Origin of the sequence: Roseibium marinum (assembly GCF_002906165.1) — a bacterium.
Classification (GTDB): domain Bacteria; phylum Pseudomonadota; class Alphaproteobacteria; order Rhizobiales; family Stappiaceae; genus Roseibium; species Roseibium marinum.
The window spans coordinates 1,058,400-1,076,553 of record NZ_PPCN01000001.1; the positions used below are offsets into that span (position 1 = coordinate 1,058,400).

Consider the following 18,154-nt stretch of genomic DNA (forward strand, 5'->3'; position numbering starts at 1 on the left):
CATAAATAATGTCGCTGCTGGCCGTTCATGCACGCGGCTTACCGGGGTGGATATGCCCCCCTTGGCCCGGAAATATCCAAAAATCTTCCGAGGCACAGGATTGCCCGTTCCCGGGATTTGCGGATTCTGGAAAATCTTGCTCTTTCTGCTGTTGAACCCGGTGATTTTGAGTTGATTGCGCTGTTAATGAAGTTAGAAGATCTTGATGCCGCGCCGGTACGGGCCATTCTGCGTCCTCTCCGCCAAGCCTGAAAACAGGTAAGCCGTGGCCAAAAGGTAATATGAAAGACCGCTACGGGGGGCGGCGAGGAGACTGAATGCTTGAGCTTGATCGGCTCGTAATGGATTTCGGAAGGTTCCGGGCGGTAAACAACTGCTCGTTTCGTGTCGAGGAAGGCAGCATCACCGGACTGATCGGGCCCAACGGGGCCGGAAAGACCACGCTGTTCAATCTGATCGCGGGTGCATTTCACCCGACCAGCGGCAGGATCCGGTTCCTGGGTGAGGATGTCACCGGACTGGCGAGCCACCAGCTGTTTCACAAGGGACTGGTCCGCACCTTTCAGATACCGCATGAATTTCATAAGCTTACGACGCTGGAAAACCTGATGATGGTGCCGCCGTCCCAGCCCGGCGAGAGCCTGTTCTCCAACTGGTTCGCCTGGCGCAGGGTCAGCTCGGCGGAGCGCGATGTGGAGCGTCGGGCCTATGAAACCCTGGAGTTCCTTGAGTTGACGCAAGTCGCTCACGAACCGGCGGGCAACCTGTCCGGCGGACAGAAGAAGCTTCTGGAACTTGGCCGCACCATGATGACCGATGCGAAGCTGGTGCTGCTGGATGAACCGGCGGCTGGCGTCAACAGGACGTTGCTGCGCAAGCTGGAAACCAAGATCGAGATCCTGAACCGGGACCGCGGATATACGTTCATCCTCATCGAGCATGACATGGAGATGATCGAGAAACTGTGCGCGCCGGTCATCTGCATGGCGGAGGGTCGGGTGCTGATCGAAGGCGATTTCGAGACCGTGCGCTCCAACCCGCAGGTGCTGGAAGCCTATCTGGGCGAGACCACGGGAGACGCGGCATGAACGCGCTTCTGTCGATGGAAAGCCTCACTGGCGGTTACGGTGACGCGGACATCCTGCTGGACGTTTCCCTGCACGTGAACCCGGACGAGATCGTCGCCATCGTCGGCCCGAACGGGGCCGGCAAGTCCACAGCGATGAAATCGGTCTTCGGCCTCTTGACGATCCGCGGCGGCAAGATGCTGTTCGACGGCGACGACATCACACGGTGGGCGCCGAACCGCATTGTCCAGCGCGGCATCTGTTATGTGCCGCAGGTCGACAACATCTTCCGGGAAATGTCGATCCACGAAAACCTGGAAATGGGCGGATTTCTGAGAAAAGGCGATCTGTCCGCCGCCTATGACCGGGTCTACACGCTGTTTCCGGACCTGAAGGAGCGCCGCCGCACGCCGGCCGGCAGCCTTTCGGGCGGTCAGCGCCAGATGGTGGCGATGGGCCGCGCCCTGATGCTGGATCCCAAGCTCCTGCTGCTGGACGAACCGACAGCCGGGCTTTCACCCAGATACATGGAGCAGATTTTCCAGATCTGCCGCGATGTGAGGGACACCGGCGTTGCCATCCTGCTGGTGGAACAGCATGCCAAACAGGCGCTTGCCTTTGCCGACCGGGGTTATGTTCTGGCCGCCGGTAAAAACCGTCATGAAGGCTCGGGCGCCGACCTCCTTGCCGACCGTGAAGTCGCCGAAATGTTTCTGGGAGGCTGAGCGGCATGGATCTCTTCGAACTTCTGAATTTCTACGTCATTCCCGGCATCGTGCTCGGATCCATCTATGCGCTCGGCGCGGTCGGCATCACGCTGATCTTTGCGATCCTGCGCTATGCGCATCTGGCCCATGGCGACCTGGCAACCTTCGGTGCCTTTGTCGCACTGGCCTGCGTCACCGCCATGGGCGTGCCGCCCCTGGCGGCGCTCCCCATCGCGATCCTGGTGACCGCCGCGATCGCGGTCGGCATCGACAAGGTGTTTTACGAGCATCTGCGCGAGCGGCCGAAGATCGTCACCGTGATGGCGTCGCTCGGGATCGCGCTCATGCTGCGCTCCGTCGTTCAGGTCGTTTGGGGCGTCGATACGCAGACCTATTCGCGCGGCATCGTCCGGCCGGAGGATTATTTCGGTCTGCGCATCCGTGACAGGGAGCTTTATACTGTCGCCGCCTTGATCGTTCTGGTCGGCGGCCTGCAGCTTTTCCTGACAAGGTCCAAATGGGGCAAGGCGATGCGGGCCATGTCCGACAACCCCAATCTGGCGCTGCTGTCGGGCATCGACAACAGGAAGGTCGTGATGCTGACCTGGGTGATCGCCGGCGGATTGTGCGCGGCTTCCGGCTTTTTCCTCGGCTACAACACGGAAATCAAGTCGATGATGGGCTGGCACATGCTGCTGCCGATGTTCGCCGCCGCCATTCTCGGCGGTGTCGGCCGGGTGGAGGGCGCCGTCCTGGGAGGGTTGATCGTCGGCATTGCCGAAGAACTGTCGGTTCTGGTTATCCCGAGCGAATACAAGGCCGCCATGGCGTTCGCCATATTGCTGTTCATGCTGCTTGTGCGCCCGACCGGGCTGCTCAAGGGCAAGGTATTGTAAGGGGGCGCGGACATGGAATTCCTGGGTCTTGTAAACTACGCCCTGTTCACGGCGATCTTCATCGCCATCTATGCGCTGCTCGCTCTCGGCCTCAATATCCAATGGGGGTTCGCCGGCCTCTTCAACGCGGGTATCGCCGGGTTCTTCGCGGTCGGCGCCTATACGTCCGCGGTGCTGACTACACCGGCCGATGACGGCCGGCTCGGCGGGTTCGATCTGCATTTCGTGCTCGGCTGGATCGGCGCGATGCTGGCGGCGGCACTGGTCGCCTGGCCAATCGGCAAGATATGCCTGCGGTTCCGCTCCGACTACCTGGCGATCGCCTCCATCGGCGTTGCGGAGATCATCCGCCTGGTGATCAAGTCCGAGGAGGTGGTGACCAACGGCGCCCGCGGGATTTCCGGCATTCCGCGTCCGGCGGGCGATATCGGCTACACGGAATCGCAAATCGCCTATCTCGTCATCGTGCTGGCCGTGCTGATCGCCGCCTATGTCCTGGTGGAACGCCAGTTCAACGCGCCCTGGGGCCGGATGATGCGCGCGATCCGCGACAATGAGGATGCCGCCAAGGCAATGGGCAAGGACGTCGAGTTCCGCCGCCTGGAGGCTTTCATCTTCGGCGCGGCGCTGATGGGCCTGGGAGGTGCGCTCTTTGCCCATTTCAACCGTTCTATCACGCCTGAAGCCATCGACCCCATGGTGGCGACCTTCCTAGTCTGGATCATGCTTATCCTGGGTGGATCGGGAAACAACCGGGGCGCGATACTCGGCGCTGCGGTTGTATGGATCATCTGGTCCGTTTCAGAGATTGCAACGGACCGCCTTCCGCATGAATATGCAATTCAGGCAAAATACATCCGCCTGTTTCTGATCGGCCTCATGCTGCAGCTTGTGCTGCGGTTCAGGCCCGAAGGGTTGCTTCCCGAGCCACTGAGAGGCGATCTGAGAGGAAGCCGGCGGACGACGAAATCGGGTGCGGACCACAATCAGGCCCGTTCCACAGGTCCCGAAATTGACTTATGAATGCGGGACCCGGAAATCCAGCGACCCGGCAAAGACCGGATAAATGAGGAGGTATTCCAATGAAAACCAAGTTTCTTGCGCTTGCTGCCGGTTTGATGGCCGCTACAGCCCTGGCGTCCGTCCCCGCGCAGGCCGATGTGAAGATCGGTCTTCTGGGCGGCATTTCCGGTCCGATCGCCGCCATGGCACCGGCGATGATCGACGCGGCCCAGCTCGCCGTTCAGCAGGTCAATGAACAGGGTGGCATCGGCGACGGCGAAAAGCTCGTCAGTGTGCTCGGCGACAGCGCCTGCAACCCGCAGAACGGCACGGATGCGGCCACCAAGGCCGTGAACATCGAAGGCGTCTCCGGCATCGTCGGCCCGCATTGCTCGGGCGCTGTTCTGGCTGCCGCCGGTTCGGTAACCATCCCGGCCGGCATCGTCATGATCACGCCGTCCGGCACGTCGCCGGAAATCACCGGCCTGGATGACAAGGGCACCGTGTTCCGCACCGTTCCCTCCGACGATTATCAGGGCCGTGCCCTGGCCCGGACACTGAAGGAGCAGGGTTACGGCAAGGTTGCCGTCGCCTATCTCAACAACGACTACGGCACGGGCCTCGCCAATGCCTTCAAGGCCGAATATGTCGATGCGCTGAGTGGTGAAATCACCCAGTTCGCCGCTCATGAGGAAGGCAAGGCGTCCTACCGGTCCAACCTCGCCGAACTCGCCAAGGGCGGCGCCGACACCCTGGTCATCTTCGACTATGGCGACGGCACCGGCCTCACCATCCTGCGCCAGGCTCTCGAAAATGGGTTCTTCGAAAAGTTCGTCGGCGGCGACGGCATGAAATCCGACGCGGTCATCAACGAACTCGGCGCCGAGAACCTCGCCACCTTCGTGGCGTCTTCGCCGGTTGGCGAGAAGTCCGATTCGCTCGACATGTTCAACGAAGCCTTCAAGGGCGTCGGCGGCGACCCGGACGCGATCTTCGCGACCACATCCTACGATGCGGCTTTCCTGATGGCGCTGGCTCTTGAAAAAGCCGGTGGCAAGAAGGAAGGCGTCGCGGCCGCCATGGTGGAAGTCTCCAACGGCGAAGGCGAAGCCATCCGTCCGGGTGAATGGAAGAAGGCCAAGGAGCTGATCGCAGCCGGCACAGCCATCGACTACAAGGGCGCGGCGGGCGACCACAACTTCGACGCCAACGGCGACGTCCCGGGCACCTACGCCCTCTGGGAAGTCGGCTCGAACGGCTACGAACTCGTGATGGAAATGAAGTAATTTCTTCAACTGAGGAATTTGCTTGTGAAGCCGGCGGTTCGAAAGAGCCGCCGGTTTTTGTTTCGGGAACAATTGCCCTCCTGCGTCATTCCGGGCAAGTGCAGCGTAAGCTGCGCGCCGACCCGGAACCCAGCACATAATTCGCGCCCCAGGCGCGGCCATTTTCTAATGCGATGAATGAAGAAATCTCGTGCTCGCTCACGCTCGCGCTGATGCGCTGGGTTCCGGATCTGCGTTCGACTTGCGTCTCACTTGTCCGGAATGACAGCCGTGAGGGCGGTGCTCAGCCTGTCTGTTCGCTCAACAGGGTTGATGACACGCCGGAAGGGCATTCCGGGTCAACTTTCCTTACCTCCGCCTGCCAACCCGTGTATAAGCCCCGCCATGCGTGATCTGGATGTTCTAATTCTCGGCGGCGGGGCCGCGGGGCTGATGTGTGCGATAGAGGCGGGAAGGCGCGGCCGCAAGGTGCTGGTCATCGACCATGCCGCCAAGCCGGCGGAAAAGATTCGCATTTCCGGTGGCGGGCGCTGCAACTTCACCAACCTCAATTGCGCTCCGGCGAATTTCCTGTCGCGGAACCCGCGTTTCTGCGTCTCGGCGCTGAAGCGCTACACCCAGCACGATTTTCTGGCGCTGGTGGAAAAGCACCGCATCGCCTGGCACGAGAAAACTCTCGGTCAGCTCTTTTGCGACGACAGCGCCAGGGACATCATCCGCATGCTGCTGTCGGAGCTGGAAGCCGTGGGCGGCACCCTGCAACTGGAAACGGAAATCAAGGCGGTCGAAAAGCCCGATGAACGGTTTTCCGTGTCAACGTCCAGGGGGCCGCTTTGGGCATCCTCGCTGGTGGTGGCGACCGGCGGTCCGTCGATCCCGAAGATGGGCGCGACCGGTTTCGGTTATGACCTTGCCAGGCGGTTCGGCCTGAACGTGATCCCGCCGCGCGCGGCCCTTGTGCCGCTGACCTTCTCGGATGCCAACAAGGATCTTTGCAGCCGGCTTGCAGGCGTCTCCGTCGATGCCATCGTCTCCTTTCAAAAGACGCGGTTTCGTGAGGGGCTGCTCTTCACCCATCGCGGGCTTTCCGGTCCGTCGATCCTTCAGATTTCGTCCTATTGGGAAGAAGGCAAGCCGGTTTCGGTCAACCTTGCCCCGCAAACGGATGTCTTTGAAACACTGCGCGCGGCCCGTCAGCAGAGCCCGAAACAGGATTTGAAAACCGCGCTTGGGGCCTTGTTGCCAAACCGTCTTGTGGACGAGCTTGCAAACGCCTTCCAGCTCAAGGGCCGGCTGGCGGATCAGTCCGACAAGGTGTTGCGCCGGGCGGCGGAGCAGTTGAACAACTGGCAGCTCACGCCGGTCGGCACCGAAGGCTACCGCACGGCGGAGGTCACGCTCGGCGGTGTCGATACGAAGGACCTGTCGTCCAGGACAATGGAGAGTTCGAAGGTTCCCGGGCTCTATTTCATCGGTGAGACCGTCGACGTCACCGGCCATCTCGGCGGCTTCAATTTCCAGTGGGCCTGGTCATCCGGTCATGCGGCGGGGCAGGTAGTCTGATGAAGTGTTACTAAATTTTGTCAGTATAAACCTTAAGAAAGATGAGTGAGTTATCCTCACCTTCGCCGCTCACACTCAGTTCTACGCTAATTTTGGGTACTGAAATTCCGCCAGATATTTCGTATACCTGCTTAATTACCAGATTTCCATAGTAGGCAGAAACCAATTGAAATAATCTATCATCGTCGATATCTTTGATGTAGTCGTTTTTGCAGTCATTACCGCCCAGAATTTTTTGTCTAATATCACGTGCGTCCGGCAAATAAATATACCGTTTGCGAACATCGCTCACTTCAAATTCTATTAAATAACTTGCTTCTGCTTTAGCATTAATTCCGGCAAGAAATTTTATTAATTCGAAGTTGGCTTTGCCGTTTAGGAGTAATTTTCTTCGGTGTTTTCTTATGCCTGAAAAATCATCAATTAAAGGATATGTATCAACTTCATGACCTTCTACCGTTCCACAAGCTTTCCTGATAATTATACCAGTTTCTTGATTATAATGTCTGGCTGGGATGTAATATATTGCACCAAATTCAACTGCGGGATTAATTCTTCTGCCTGATCCGGATGTTCTAACAAAATCTCCAAGTGTCTTTTCTATCGTTTGACCACCGGCTTTTTCTTCTGGTGCATCAACTCTCGGGATTTGTTCACCAATTGGGAATTTTTTAGGGTCGACAACCGCAAGAAGCAACTGACCACCTTTGTCGCCTAGATCAATGAGAGAAGTTAATCTGGAAGCATCAGTGAAATTTGAAGATGCGATGCTATCAGTATCTTTAGAGATTTGACAGCTGGAAGAAGTTATCGAAATCAACAATAGTATAAACAAGCGCATTATTTTAATCCATGAAACTGACAGCATTTTGCTAGTTTATAGGGCGAAACTGACGCTTACAATCTTCAATTGATGGTTTTAGAGTGCAAAATACATTTTCTTTTCCGACTTCGCGCACTGCAGCATTTTTTGATGACCGCACCTCATTCGCGGCTATACTCCGGCCAAAATCGGGGGAATGAATGCGGCGAGTGACGATTCATGACGTGGCCGAGGCGGCCGGAGTGAGCCTTGCGACGGTCGACCGGGCGCTGAACGGGCGTCCCGGTGTACGCAAGAACACCATTGAAAAGGTGAAGCAGGCCGCCGAGACGCTGAATTACAAGCCGGATGTTTTTGCCGCGGGCCTCGCCAAGAAGCGCCTCTACCGGTTTCATTTTCTTCTGCCCAACGGTCCGAACGCCTTCATGGAGGACCTCACCCGCGAGGCGCTGTCGCATGCGCAGACCATGAGCGGCGAGCGCATGCATGTTCATGTCGAGCCGATCGACGCATTCGACGGTCACCGGGTGGCCGGGACACTGGCCCTGATCGAGCGGGCGATCTGCGACGGCGTGGCGGTGGTCGCTCCGGCCTTCCCGGAAGTGCGGGCGGCCATCGACCGCTTGCAGGACCGCGGCGTGCCGGTGGTGACGCTGGTCTCCGATCATCCCTCTTCCACCCGCCAGCATTTCGTCGGCATCGACAACATGGCGGCGGGGCGCACGGCGGGACGGCTGCTGGGGCGGTTCCTGCCGAGAGAGCCGGCGAAGGTCGCCCTGATCGCCGGTTCACTCGGGCTGCGCGATCATGCCGAGCGTTTTGCCGGCTGCAGGGAAGTGATCGAAGCCGATTTTCCGCATCTGCAATTGCTCAAGGTCCGCGAAGGCCGCGACGACAACGGTCGCAACGCGGAACTGGTCCGCGGAGTTCTGAAAGAGCATCCGGATCTGGCCGGTCTCTACAATATCGGTGCGGGCAACCGGGGCGCGATTTCCGCTCTCCAGGACCTGGGCCGCGCACAGGAGATCGTCTTTGTCGGTCACGAACTGACCCCCTATACGCGCGACGCCCTGCGGGCCGGTGTGCTCGATGCGGTGATCGCCCAGGATCCCGGACACGAAATCCGCAGCGCCATCCGCGTGCTCAGGGCTCTGTGCGATGGTGCCTCGATCATCGACGGACAGGAGCGCATCGGCATCGATGTTTTCCTGAAGGACAATCTGCCCGCCATTCCCGATTCTCCTGCAATCGCGCAATAACACGCATGCCCGTCGGCGAGATGTAGAGGACAGGGGTGTATTCGCGAACCTTTAGCTAAGCTGCGGAGCCGGCTTCACTTTTTTAAAGTGGTCTCCAACATTCAATTTTTAGCATTGACCTTTGGTGCCGCGCACCTCATATCTAGCACATGCGTTTGACACAACAGACCAACTATGCCGTGCGCGCTCTCATGTATTGCGCGGTCAATCCGGACAAGCCGAGCAAAGTCGCGGACATCGCGGCCAGCTTCGACATGTCGGAGACACATCTGTTCAAGATCATGAAGGTTCTGGTCGATGGCAATCTGATCAGGACCATCCGGGGCCGTAATGGCGGGGTCATGCTTGCCCGTCCCGCCGAACAGATCACCGTCGGCGAAGTGGTGCGAGCCGCGGAGGAAAGCTTCCTTCTGGCGGAATGTTTCGATTCCGGCCGCAAGGACTGCCCGCTGATCGTTTCCTGCGGCTTCAACGGACTGCTTCACGAAGCTCTGGAAGCCTTTATGGAAGTGCTCGACACCAAGTCGATCGCCGATCTGTCCGAGGACCGTTTCGGCATGCGCGACCTGCTCAAGATCGATGTGGCCAAACCGCCGCTCGCCGTGAACGCTTAAGACTTTCCGCAAGGTTCCTGAAGAATTTTGAAGCGCCACCATCCGGTTGGCGCTTTTTTTGTGGCTGTGGTGGGGGTGGCTGTTGGAAAACGCCTGGCTGGCTGGCCGCTGAGGGAGAGGAGAGGGCGGTTGGCTTGCCTGGCATTTAATGCCTCTGATCGCTCAGAGGCCCTGTCTCATTCAAAACCGGAGGACGCGATTTCCAGTTCCGTTTCGATCAGGCATTGCCTTGATAGGAAAACTTGAGTATGAGTGTCAAGTATAAAGTTGAGTTTTTAACTCACCTTTAAATTCCTCTGCCGAACCGCTCACCGGACGGGCCCCGCAGACCGGGCGAAGCGGCAAGCAAATTGAAAGCCAAGGAGCGATTGCGCGCATGACACCGACCGCCAACAGCCAGAAGCGCCGCCTTTCCCTCAGTACCTCCGGTCCCTCCCGGAGCATTCTTGCCGGCAAGCCGCCCAGGGAAGCCAAAACGGATTTCGATTCCCGCGAACTGTTCGGCGGAACGCGGCAGATACACATCCACCACAATGACGAAACCTACCGTCTGTCGATCACCAAACAGGGCAAGCTGATCCTGACCAAGTGAAGCGCTTTCCCGGCATCGCGCTACGCCGCATCGCCGGCGGGGCCGGGGCGCGGGATCGCTGCCCGCTACAAGCGGCCCATATTTCGAGGCAGGTCTTCGGCCTTGTTCGGCATGGGTCGCTTGTTCCCCTCGTTAGCTGATGCCCGCGGCTCTAAAACGCCGCTTCCACACCGCCCATTTCCACGTAGACGCTCTTCACCTGGCTGTAATAGGCGATGGCGGTGTGGCCGTTTTCGCGGCCGATGCCGGATTTCTTGTAGCCGCCGAAGGGCATTTCGACCGGGGTCAGGTTGTAGGTGTTGATCCAGCAGGTGCCCGCCTGGAGCTGGTCGACCACCCGATGCGCCCGCTGGATGTCCCTGGTGAAGATCCCTGCCGCAAGCCCGAATTCCGTGTCATTGGCCCGCGCGATCACATCGTCCTCATCGGTGAAGTCGAGGACGCTCAGAATCGGGCCGAAGATCTCCTCGCGGGCGATGCGCATATCGTCCTTCACATCCGCGAACACCGTCGGCTGTACGAAATATCCGTCCGGGAAACTCGCCACCGCCGCCGCGCCGCCGCCACAGACCAGCCGGGCGCCGTCCTCCCGGCCGACCTGCATGTAGTGCAGAACCTTCTCCAACTGCTGTCTGGAGACAAGCGGGCCGATATTGGTGGCCTCGTCCAGCGGGTCGCCCAGCACCGCCCCTTGCGTGCGTTCGGCCAGGCGGGCAACGAATTGTTCCTTGATGTCCGCGTGGACGAAGACCCTGGTGCCGTTGGAACAGATCTGGCCGGTGGAATAGAAATTGGCGTTGATCGCCGCCGATACGGCGTTTTCGACATCCGCATCCTTGAAGATGATCAGAGGCGACTTGCCCCCCAGTTCCAGCGTTGTCTTCTTCAGGTGTTCGCCGGCAAGGGCCGCCACCTTCGCGCCTGTCGGCACGGAGCCGGTCAGGGATATCTTGGCGATATCGGGATGCGCGACCATCCTGGCGCCGACATCGCCGAACCCCTGAATGACATTGAAGACACCGTCCGGCAGGCCGGCTTCGCTCAAGGCTTCGGCGAGTTTCAGCGCGCTGAGCGGTGTGACCTCGGAGGGTTTGAAGATCATGGCATTGCCGCAGACAAGCGCCGGTGCTGCTTTCCAGCAGGCGATCTGGATCGGATAGTTCCAGGCACCGATGCCGAAACATATGCCGAGCGGCTCGCGCTTCGTATAGGCGAAGGAGCCGCCGAGATCGATATGTTCTCCCGTAAGCGTCGCGGCCAGACCGCCGTAATATTCCAGGCAGTCCGCGCCGGATGCGGCGTCGGCGACCAGCGTTTCCTGCAGCGGCTTGCCGGTGTCGAGCGTTTCCAGAACCGACAGCTCACGGTTTTTCTGGCGCAGGATTTCGGCGGCTTTGCGCAGGATACGGCCTCGTTCCACAGGTGGTGTCGCGGCCCAGATCTTCTGGCCGTCCTTCGCGGTGCGGATGGCCGCCTCGATCACGCCGTCATCGGCGGTCTTGATCCGGGCGATCACTTCGCCGGTGGCCGGATAGAGCGAGTCGAAGGGCGTTCCAGCCTGGCTTTCCAGGTAAGAGCCGCCGATGTAGTGCGAGGCTTGCGGTTGGGCGCGCATGGGTTGGCTCCTGCGTGACGGTTTGAACGGCGTTATTTCATCGAACGTCTTCAGCGCTGGCTGGTTTCCCATGCCGGGTTGATCCAGGGATCCTGGTTGGACGCCGGCAGCGGGTCCTTGCCCAGAATATGATCGGACGCCTTTTCCCCGACCATAATCGACGGAGCGTTCAGATTGCCATTGGTGATTTGCGGAAAGATGGAACTGTCGGCGACACGCAGGGCCTCGACGCCGATCACCCGGCATTCCGGATCGACAACGGCCATCGGATCTTCCTTGGATCCCATCCTGCAGGTGCCGCAGGGATGATAGGCGCTTTCAACATGTTCGCGGATGAAGTCGTTCAGCGCGTCATCGCTCTGGACGTGATCTCCCGGCTGGATCTCCTTGCCGCGATAGGGCGCGAAAGCCTCCTGGTCGAAAACCTCCCGCGTAAGGCGGATGCAGCGGCGGAAATCCTCCCAGTCCTCCTCGTGCGACATGTAGTTGAACAGGATGGAGGGTTTGCCGCGAGGATCGCCGGACGTCAGCCGGATCCGTCCGCGCGATTTTGAGCGCATCGGCCCGACATGGGCCTGGAAGCCGTGGCCTTCCGCGGCTGCCTGTCCGTCATAACGCACTGCGAAAGGCAGGAAATGATACTGGATATCGGGGTATCTGACGCCCGCCTTGGAGCGGATGAAGGCGCAGCTCTCGAACTGGTTCGATGCCCCGAGCCCCTGCTTGAAGAACAGCCACTGTGCCCCGATCAGCGCCTTGGAAACCAGGTTCCAGTGCTTGTAGAGCGTGATCGGCTGGGTGCAGGCCTGCTGCAGGTAGAGCTCCAGGTGATCCTGCAGATTGGCACCGACGCCGGGCCGGTCGGCGACAATTTCTATCCCCATGTCCTGAAGGTGATCCGCCGGACCGATGCCGGACTGCATCAGGATCTTCGGAGAGTTGATGGAGGACGCCGCCAGGATCACTTCGCGGTTGGCTCTTGCCTCACGGATTTTCCCACCGGTTTCGAACTCCACGCCCACCGCGCGGCCGTTCTCGATGAGGACCTTGCGCACCAGGGCGCCCTTGATCAGCTCAAGATTGCCACGTTTGAGCGCGGGCTTCAGATAGGCATTGGCGGCGGACCAGCGCCGGCCCTTGTGGACCGTCATCTCCATGTCGCCGAAGCCTTCCTGGCGCTCGCCGTTATAGTCCTCGGTCACACCGTAACCGGCCTGTTCCCCGGCATCGCGGAAGGCGTGGAACAGCGGGTTCCATTTGGTGCCGCGTGTCACATGCAGCGGGCCGTTCGTGCCGCGCCAGCCGTTCTGGCCGCCATGGCTGGTTTCCAGCCGCTTGTAATAGGGCAGCACATGCCGGTAGCCCCAGCCGTTCGCACCCATCTCCTCCCAGGTGTCGAAGTCGCAGGCGTGGCCGCGCACATAGACCATGCCGTTGATCGAAGACGATCCGCCGATGACCTTGCCGCGCGGCGTTGCCAGGCGCCGTCCGCCGAGATGCGGTTCCGGGTCGCTTTCGAACCCCCAGTCATAGAGCGGCATGTTCATGGGATAGGACAGGGCCGCCGGCATCTGGATCAGCGGTCCGGCGTCCGTTCCGCCGAATTCCAGCACCAGGACCCTGTTGCGCGGATCTTCCGAAAGCCTGGAGGCCATGGCGCAACCGGCGGATCCGGCACCGACGATGATGAAGTCGAACTGCAAGGTCATGAGAGCTCCGGTCGGTTCAACGGTCCGCATCGCGGCAGGCGTGCGCCGCGATCTGGGTTTCGACATAGTCTTCGACCTGGGAAATGGCGGCTTTCCGGTCTGCCTGCGCATCGCTGAGGGCCTGACGGATCCACACCCCGTCGATCATCGAGGCCGTACCTTCCGCGATCCGGCGGGCCTCCGGTTGCGGCATGAAGGCCCGCAGATTGACCGTGAGGTTGGAGGCCAGCCGGGCGGCGTAGATCCTCAGCAGCCGGCGGTTGCTTTCCGTCGTCCGGGACTGGACGTAAAAGGCCAGCCAGGCGGCGATGACGGCGGGCTGGAACTGGTCGACGGCGAAATTGCCCTCGATGATCGCCGAGATCCGCTCGCGCGGGGTTTGTGCCTCGGCAAGACTTTCGCGGATGGCGCGGCCGAGTTCGGTCAACAGGTGGCGCATGGTGGCCGCGAGCAACTGGTCCTTCGAACCGAAATAATGATGCACGAGGCCGCCGGACACGCCGGCCCGCTTGGCGATCTGGGCCATGGTCACGTCGCTGTAGCCGCGCTCGTGAATTGCATCGACCGTTGCGTCTATAAGACTGCGCCGCCGTTTCGCTTCCATTCCGACCTTGGGCATAGGGATCTCCCGGGTTATCGGTGTCTTATTTTTAATTGATCAATCAATCAATGAAAACTTGCAAATTTTTCCGGTGGATGTTTGGATTGCTTTTAGGCAGGCTACCGGTCGAGGAACGGGGTGGATTTCCCATGCGCTGAACCTGTAACTTGCGGTAATAATCAGGCGACAAAAACCAGGTCGACTTTCCACAGGAGGTATTTCAATGAAAATGGCAGCGAAACTCGCTGGAGGACTTGCTCTCGGGCTCATGCTTTCCGGAACGGCGCTCGCGAACGATCCGGAAAGCTGCAAGACGGTCCGCTTCTCCGATGTCGGCTGGACCGACATCACGGCGACAACGGCGGCCACATCGGTGGTTCTTGAAGCCCTCGGATACGAACCCGATGTCAAGATCCTGTCCGTACCGGTGACCTATGCCTCCATGAAGAACAAGGACATCGATGTCTTTCTCGGCAACTGGATGCCGACCATGGAAGGCGACATCAAGGCCTACGAGGAAGACGGCTCCGTCGAGACGGTCCGCGCCAATCTGGAAGGCGCGAAATACACGCTCGCCGTTCCCAAATACACCTACGACAAGGGCCTGAAGAGCTTTCAGGACATCGCCAAGTTCAAGGACGATCTGGACGGCAAGATCTACGGCATCGAGCCCGGCAACGACGGCAACCGCCTGATCATCGGCATGATCGACCAGAACCTTTACGGCCTGGAAGGCTTCGAGGTGGTGGAATCCTCCGAGCAGGGCATGCTCGCCCAGGTCGCGCGCGCCGAAAAACGCGACAACGACATCGTCTTCCTCGGCTGGGAACCGCATCCGATGAACGCCGCGTTCGAGATGGCCTATCTTGAAGGCGGTGACGACATCTTCGGTCCGAATTACGGCGGAGCGACTGTCTACACCAACGTGCGCGCCGGCTATGTGAAGGAATGCCCGAACGTCGGCAAGCTTCTGGAGAACCTGGAATTCTCGCTGCCCATGGAAAACGAGATCATGAGCGCGATCCTGAACGACGGCGAAGACCCCAACAAGGCGGCCGCCGCCTGGCTGAAAGTGCACCCGGCAACTTTCGAAAACTGGCTCGTTGGCGTCAAGACTCTCGACGGTGGCGACAGTTTCGCGGCCGTGAAGGGCGCTCTAGGCCTTTAGAAAGCTAAAGTCTGACGGGGCGCCGGCCGCGCGCATCCCGCGTTCAAGCGAACGCGGATCCGAAGCGCGATCCTACCGGCCGGCGCCCCGCCTTTCTCCACAACAACAAAAAGGGGCGGCGGGTTGAACTGGCTGACGGACTACAAGTTGCCGATCGGACCCTGGGCGCGGTCCCTGGTCGATTGGCTCACCGAAAACGCCTATTGGGTCTTCGACGGCATATCGCTCTTTCTGGAGACACTGATCGACGGCATCCTGTGGCTTTTGCAGACGCCGCATCCGCTGGTGATTGTCGCGATCGCCGTTGTGCTCGCCTATGCGGTGCACCGGAAAATCATCTTCGCGGTCTTCGTGGCGATCTCTCTGCTGCTCATCATCAATCAGGGCTATTGGGAAGAAACCACCGAGACCCTGGCGCTGGTTGTCGCCGCGTCCGTCGTCTGCATGGCGGTCGGAGTGCCGGTGGGCGTGCTCGGCGCACATAATCCGCGCTTTTACGCGGCATTGCGCCCGGTGCTGGACCTGATGCAAACCATCCCGACCTTCGTCTATCTGATCCCGGCGCTCATCCTCTTCGGTCTCGGCATGGTGCCGGGGCTGATAGCGACGGTGATTTTCGCGATTCCCGCTCCCATCCGCCTGACCCAGCTCGGTGTGTCCTCCACACCGACGGCGCTGATCGAGGCGGGCGAGGCCTTCGGTGCGACGCGGTCGCAGCTTCTGTGGAAAATCGAACTGCCCTATGCTCTGCCGCAGATCATGGCGGGCCTGACGCAAACCATCATGCTCTCGCTCTCCATGGTGGTGATCGCGGCGCTTGTCGGCGCCGACGGGCTCGGCGTCCCGACGCTGCGCGCGCTCAACACGGTGAATATCGCGCAAGGGTTCGAGGTCGGTGTCTGCATCGTTCTGATCGCCATCGTGCTCGACCGGTTTTTCCGCGCGGAAGAGGGAGGCAAGCGATGAGTACCTCCGATGAGACACCCGTCGTCACCTTCAAGGATGTCGACATCGTCTTCGGTGAAAATCCCGCTTCGGCGCTTCCGCTGATCGACGCGGGGAAGACCCGGCAGGATATCCAGGCCGAGACCGGCCAGATCCTTGGTGTGGCCGGCGCGACATTCGACATCCGCCAGGGGGAAGTCATCGTGTTGATGGGCCTTTCCGGCTCCGGCAAGTCGACTCTCCTGCGCGCGGTGAACGGCCTTAATCCGGTTATCCGCGGCGAAGTTCAGGTCTTTGACGGTACGGGCTATGTGAACCCTGCAAGCTGTCCCCCGAATGCCTTGCGAGAACTGCGCCGGAGCCACGTCGCAATGGTGTTCCAGCAATTCGGCCTGCTGCCCTGGCGCACGGTTGCCGAGAATGTCGGCTTCGGTCTCGAACTGGCCGGAATGCCCGTGAAGGAGCGCGCCGCCAAGGTGAAAGAGCAGCTGAAGCTGGTCGGTCTCACGGACTGGGGCGACAAATATGTCCACGAACTGTCCGGCGGCATGCAGCAGCGTGTCGGCCTTGCCCGCGCCTTTGCCACCGACGCGCCGATCCTGCTGATGGACGAGCCGTTCTCGGCGCTGGACCCGCTGATCCGCGACAAGCTGCAGGACGAGCTTCTGGACCTGCAGAAGGAACTCAACCGGACGATCATCTTCGTCAGCCACGATCTGGACGAAGCGGCCAAGATCGGCTCGCGCATCGCGATCATGGAAGGCGGCCGGGTGATCCAGCTCGGCACGCCGCAGGAAATCGTCAAGAAACCGGCCAACGACTATGTGGCCGATTTCGTCGGCCACATGAACCCGCTGAACGTCCTCAGGGCCCGTGACATCATGGTGCCGCCGGGCAGCCTTCCGGGCTCGCTGGCAAGCGGCCTGACTTGTGAGGCCAGCACGCCGATCCGCGACGTCGCCAGACTGAAGAAGTCCAGCCCTGAGCCGGTGGTCGTCCGCAAAAACGGTGCGATCGTGGGGGTCATCGGCGAGAACGAATTGCTGGACTGCATGCTGTAGAGAAGGACTTCTCCTCCCATGCTGCGGCAGAGCTATCCGCAATAAAAAAACGGGACCGAACGGTCCCGTTTTCGTCAGGTGCACGCGCGGCGGGTCTGATTGGCCGCCGCGGGTGAAAACCTTCGAAACTCAGATCATCTCGAGCTGGGCAGCCTGCTTGCCGCGGCCGCGACGGTCGTCTTCCGCGACGAAAGAAACCTTGGCGCCTTCAACCGGCGTTCCGATCCCGGCCTGCTCGAAAGCGGTCACGTGGACGAACACGTCCTTGCCACCGTCATCCGGTGTGATGAAGCCGAAGCCACGGTCGTGGTTGAAGAATTTAATGGTGCCGTTCTCGCGCATGGAGAAACCTTTCCGTCAGTTGAAAACGCCCCACTCGTCTCCGGCAAGGCGCAGATAAACGAGCAGTCAATAAGAAACGGAAAGCTTGTTAATTCAGAGCGGCGCTTAATGGAGCATCCGCCGAAGTTCAGTCTCACCGGGTCTACGTCATGTCCCGTACAGCGCAACTCGCGCCGATGCCGCGTACTTTATGTCCGCTCGCGCCTTCCGGCAAGTGAAAGATATGAAAGCGGCGCGGCCGCTCACCATACGGTAAGCAAATCGCTTTGGATTCAGGGCATTAGGATGCGCCCGCCGACAAATCTCGAAACGGTCGAAGTCAGGATTTGATGAGTCCGGGCGCAAATTTCTTCGGCCGAGAGAGCAAAAAACGCTGAGAAACGCAAAGTGACAGCTTGTGACTCCAATCACAGAGTGCGGCGCGCGGCGGGGCTAAGGTGCCTTCATGAACTGAGGCGGAGAGCAGGGCCTCACAAACAGGAAGGGACACCGTCATGTTCAGGAGAATCGCAATCACCACCACCGCGCTGGCGCTTGTTGCCGGAGCCACCCTGACCACCCAGAGCACGCCGGCGGAAGCCGCCAAGGGCTGGCAGGTCGGTGTCGGCATCGCGGGCGGGCTTGCCGCGGGCGCCATTATCGGTTCCGCCCTGGCGCAGCCGCGTTACCATGCTCCGCCGCGGGCATATTATCCGGGACCGGTTTACCGTCCGGCGCCGGCCCCCGTTTACTACCGTCCGGCGCCGTGGAGCCCGGCCTGGTACAACTACTGCAGCCACAAGTACCGGTCCTTCAATCCGAACACCGGCTACTTTCTGGCCTATTCCGGTCAGTACAAGTTCTGCCGCTAAAGGCAGCTTGATCTCGCGCCGGGCACAATCGGCCCCCAAAGGGCCCTCGGCCA

The 18,154-nt window shown here is 60.1% G+C and carries 18 protein-coding genes; 13 read left to right on the top strand and 5 right to left on the bottom strand.

Annotated elements, in window-relative coordinates; genetic code table 11:
• Window positions 1–317: 317 nt before the first annotated feature.
• The 6 genes from CLV41_RS05015 to CLV41_RS05040 all read left to right on the top strand — a co-directional run bounded on the left by CLV41_RS05015 (window position 318) and on the right by CLV41_RS05040 (window position 6,521).
• The gene (locus tag CLV41_RS05015; protein WP_103221107.1) at window positions 318–1,088 is read left to right on the top strand and encodes an ABC transporter ATP-binding protein; all 771 of its coding nucleotides are present in this window, start codon (window positions 318–320) and stop codon (window positions 1,086–1,088) included.
• On the top strand, window positions 1,085–1,792 hold the full coding sequence (locus tag CLV41_RS05020; protein ID WP_103221108.1) for an ABC transporter ATP-binding protein: 708 nt from the start codon (window positions 1,085–1,087) through the stop codon (window positions 1,790–1,792). Before CLV41_RS05015 ends, CLV41_RS05020 begins: the two co-directional genes overlap by 4 nt.
• A 5-nt stretch (window positions 1,793–1,797) precedes the next feature.
• Window positions 1,798–2,670 carry a branched-chain amino acid ABC transporter permease gene (locus CLV41_RS05025; protein WP_103221109.1) on the top strand — a complete coding sequence of 291 codons (873 nt, stop codon included), beginning with the start codon at window positions 1,798–1,800 and terminating at the stop codon, window positions 2,668–2,670.
• 12 nt (window positions 2,671–2,682) lie between these two features.
• Complete coding sequence (locus CLV41_RS05030) at window positions 2,683–3,693, top strand: branched-chain amino acid ABC transporter permease (RefSeq protein WP_103221110.1); 1,011 nt, start codon at window positions 2,683–2,685, stop codon at window positions 3,691–3,693.
• Between the two features lie 59 nt (window positions 3,694–3,752).
• Complete coding sequence (locus tag CLV41_RS05035; RefSeq protein WP_103221111.1) at window positions 3,753–4,958, top strand: ABC transporter substrate-binding protein; 1,206 nt, start codon at window positions 3,753–3,755, stop codon at window positions 4,956–4,958.
• 384 nt (window positions 4,959–5,342) lie between these two features.
• Complete coding sequence (locus CLV41_RS05040; RefSeq protein ID WP_103221112.1) at window positions 5,343–6,521, top strand: BaiN/RdsA family NAD(P)/FAD-dependent oxidoreductase; 1,179 nt, start codon at window positions 5,343–5,345, stop codon at window positions 6,519–6,521.
• Between the two features lie 10 nt (window positions 6,522–6,531).
• Here CLV41_RS05040 and CLV41_RS27455 read toward each other — a convergent pair whose 3' ends face one another.
• A complete protein-coding gene (locus CLV41_RS27455) occupies window positions 6,532–7,362 on the bottom strand; it encodes a hypothetical protein (protein ID WP_146048505.1) in 831 nt (276 codons plus the stop codon).
• Between the two features lie 182 nt (window positions 7,363–7,544).
• Here CLV41_RS27455 and CLV41_RS05050 point away from each other — a divergent pair, with 182 nt between their 5' ends.
• From CLV41_RS05050 to hemP, 3 genes are all read left to right on the top strand, one after another.
• Window positions 7,545–8,603, top strand: coding sequence for a LacI family DNA-binding transcriptional regulator (locus tag CLV41_RS05050; protein WP_103221114.1), 1,059 nt, complete (start codon window positions 7,545–7,547; stop codon window positions 8,601–8,603).
• 149 nt (window positions 8,604–8,752) lie between these two features.
• Window positions 8,753–9,217, top strand: coding sequence for an Rrf2 family transcriptional regulator (locus CLV41_RS05055; protein WP_103221115.1), 465 nt, complete (start codon window positions 8,753–8,755; stop codon window positions 9,215–9,217).
• A gap of 376 nt (window positions 9,218–9,593) precedes the next feature.
• Window positions 9,594–9,809, top strand: a complete 216-nt coding sequence (hemP, locus tag CLV41_RS05060; RefSeq protein WP_103221116.1) for a hemin uptake protein HemP — start codon at window positions 9,594–9,596, stop codon at window positions 9,807–9,809.
• A gap of 151 nt (window positions 9,810–9,960) precedes the next feature.
• On the opposite strand, the gene betB is transcribed toward hemP, so the two are convergent.
• From betB to betI, 3 genes are read right to left on the bottom strand one after another with little or no spacing between them, the layout of a single operon-like run.
• A complete protein-coding gene (gene betB / locus CLV41_RS05065) occupies window positions 9,961–11,424 on the bottom strand; it encodes a betaine-aldehyde dehydrogenase (protein WP_103221117.1) in 1,464 nt (487 codons plus the stop codon).
• A 50-nt stretch (window positions 11,425–11,474) separates the two neighbouring features.
• On the bottom strand, window positions 11,475–13,133 hold the full coding sequence (betA, locus tag CLV41_RS05070; protein WP_235867055.1) for a choline dehydrogenase: 1,659 nt from the start codon (window positions 13,131–13,133) through the stop codon (window positions 11,475–11,477).
• Window positions 13,134–13,149: 16 nt separating this feature from the next.
• On the bottom strand, window positions 13,150–13,752 hold the full coding sequence (gene betI / locus CLV41_RS05075; protein ID WP_103221118.1) for a transcriptional regulator BetI: 603 nt from the start codon (window positions 13,750–13,752) through the stop codon (window positions 13,150–13,152).
• A 205-nt stretch (window positions 13,753–13,957) separates the two neighbouring features.
• Between betI and CLV41_RS05080 the strand changes: the two genes are divergently transcribed.
• The 3 genes from CLV41_RS05080 to choV all read left to right on the top strand — a co-directional run bounded on the left by CLV41_RS05080 (window position 13,958) and on the right by choV (window position 16,908).
• Window positions 13,958–14,902: a choline ABC transporter substrate-binding protein gene (locus CLV41_RS05080; protein ID WP_103221119.1), complete on the top strand. Its 945-nt coding sequence runs from the start codon at window positions 13,958–13,960 to the stop codon at window positions 14,900–14,902.
• A gap of 123 nt (window positions 14,903–15,025) precedes the next feature.
• Window positions 15,026–15,868, top strand: coding sequence for a choline ABC transporter permease subunit (choW, locus tag CLV41_RS05085; protein ID WP_103221120.1), 843 nt, complete (start codon window positions 15,026–15,028; stop codon window positions 15,866–15,868).
• Window positions 15,865–16,908 (top strand): choline ABC transporter ATP-binding protein, encoded by a 1,044-nt coding sequence (gene choV, locus CLV41_RS05090; protein WP_103221121.1) that lies wholly within the window; start codon window positions 15,865–15,867, stop codon window positions 16,906–16,908. Before choW ends, choV begins: the two co-directional genes overlap by 4 nt.
• Window positions 16,909–17,037: 129 nt before the next feature.
• Here the strand turns inward: choV and CLV41_RS05095 are convergent, their stop codons facing one another.
• A complete protein-coding gene (locus CLV41_RS05095) occupies window positions 17,038–17,250 on the bottom strand; it encodes a cold-shock protein (protein WP_103221122.1) in 213 nt (70 codons plus the stop codon).
• A gap of 494 nt (window positions 17,251–17,744) precedes the next feature.
• Between CLV41_RS05095 and CLV41_RS05100 the strand changes: the two genes are divergently transcribed.
• On the top strand, window positions 17,745–18,101 hold the full coding sequence (locus tag CLV41_RS05100) for a BA14K family protein (protein ID WP_103221123.1): 357 nt from the start codon (window positions 17,745–17,747) through the stop codon (window positions 18,099–18,101).
• Window positions 18,102–18,154 lie beyond the last annotated feature (53 nt).

Coding starts and splice junctions, on each gene's coding strand:
- CLV41_RS05055 (WP_103221115.1), top strand. CDS start 8,753: ATGCGTTTGACACAACAGACCAACTATGCCGTGCGCGCTCTCATGTAT.
- betB (WP_103221117.1), bottom strand. CDS start 11,424: ATGCGCGCCCAACCGCAAGCCTCGCACTACATCGGCGGCTCTTACCTG.
- CLV41_RS05025 (WP_103221109.1), top strand. CDS start 1,798: ATGGATCTCTTCGAACTTCTGAATTTCTACGTCATTCCCGGCATCGTG.
- CLV41_RS05015 (WP_103221107.1), top strand. CDS start 318: ATGCTTGAGCTTGATCGGCTCGTAATGGATTTCGGAAGGTTCCGGGCG.
- choV (WP_103221121.1), top strand. CDS start 15,865: ATGAGTACCTCCGATGAGACACCCGTCGTCACCTTCAAGGATGTCGAC.
- CLV41_RS05095 (WP_103221122.1), bottom strand. CDS start 17,250: ATGCGCGAGAACGGCACCATTAAATTCTTCAACCACGACCGTGGCTTC.
- CLV41_RS05020 (WP_103221108.1), top strand. CDS start 1,085: ATGAACGCGCTTCTGTCGATGGAAAGCCTCACTGGCGGTTACGGTGAC.
- CLV41_RS05050 (WP_103221114.1), top strand. CDS start 7,545: ATGCGGCGAGTGACGATTCATGACGTGGCCGAGGCGGCCGGAGTGAGC.
- hemP (WP_103221116.1), top strand. CDS start 9,594: ATGACACCGACCGCCAACAGCCAGAAGCGCCGCCTTTCCCTCAGTACC.
- betA (WP_235867055.1), bottom strand. CDS start 13,133: ATGACCTTGCAGTTCGACTTCATCATCGTCGGTGCCGGATCCGCCGGT.
- CLV41_RS05100 (WP_103221123.1), top strand. CDS start 17,745: ATGTTCAGGAGAATCGCAATCACCACCACCGCGCTGGCGCTTGTTGCC.
- CLV41_RS05040 (WP_103221112.1), top strand. CDS start 5,343: ATGCGTGATCTGGATGTTCTAATTCTCGGCGGCGGGGCCGCGGGGCTG.
- CLV41_RS05030 (WP_103221110.1), top strand. CDS start 2,683: ATGGAATTCCTGGGTCTTGTAAACTACGCCCTGTTCACGGCGATCTTC.
- CLV41_RS05080 (WP_103221119.1), top strand. CDS start 13,958: ATGAAAATGGCAGCGAAACTCGCTGGAGGACTTGCTCTCGGGCTCATG.
- betI (WP_103221118.1), bottom strand. CDS start 13,752: ATGCCCAAGGTCGGAATGGAAGCGAAACGGCGGCGCAGTCTTATAGAC.
- CLV41_RS05035 (WP_103221111.1), top strand. CDS start 3,753: ATGAAAACCAAGTTTCTTGCGCTTGCTGCCGGTTTGATGGCCGCTACA.
- CLV41_RS27455 (WP_146048505.1), bottom strand. CDS start 7,362: ATGCGCTTGTTTATACTATTGTTGATTTCGATAACTTCTTCCAGCTGT.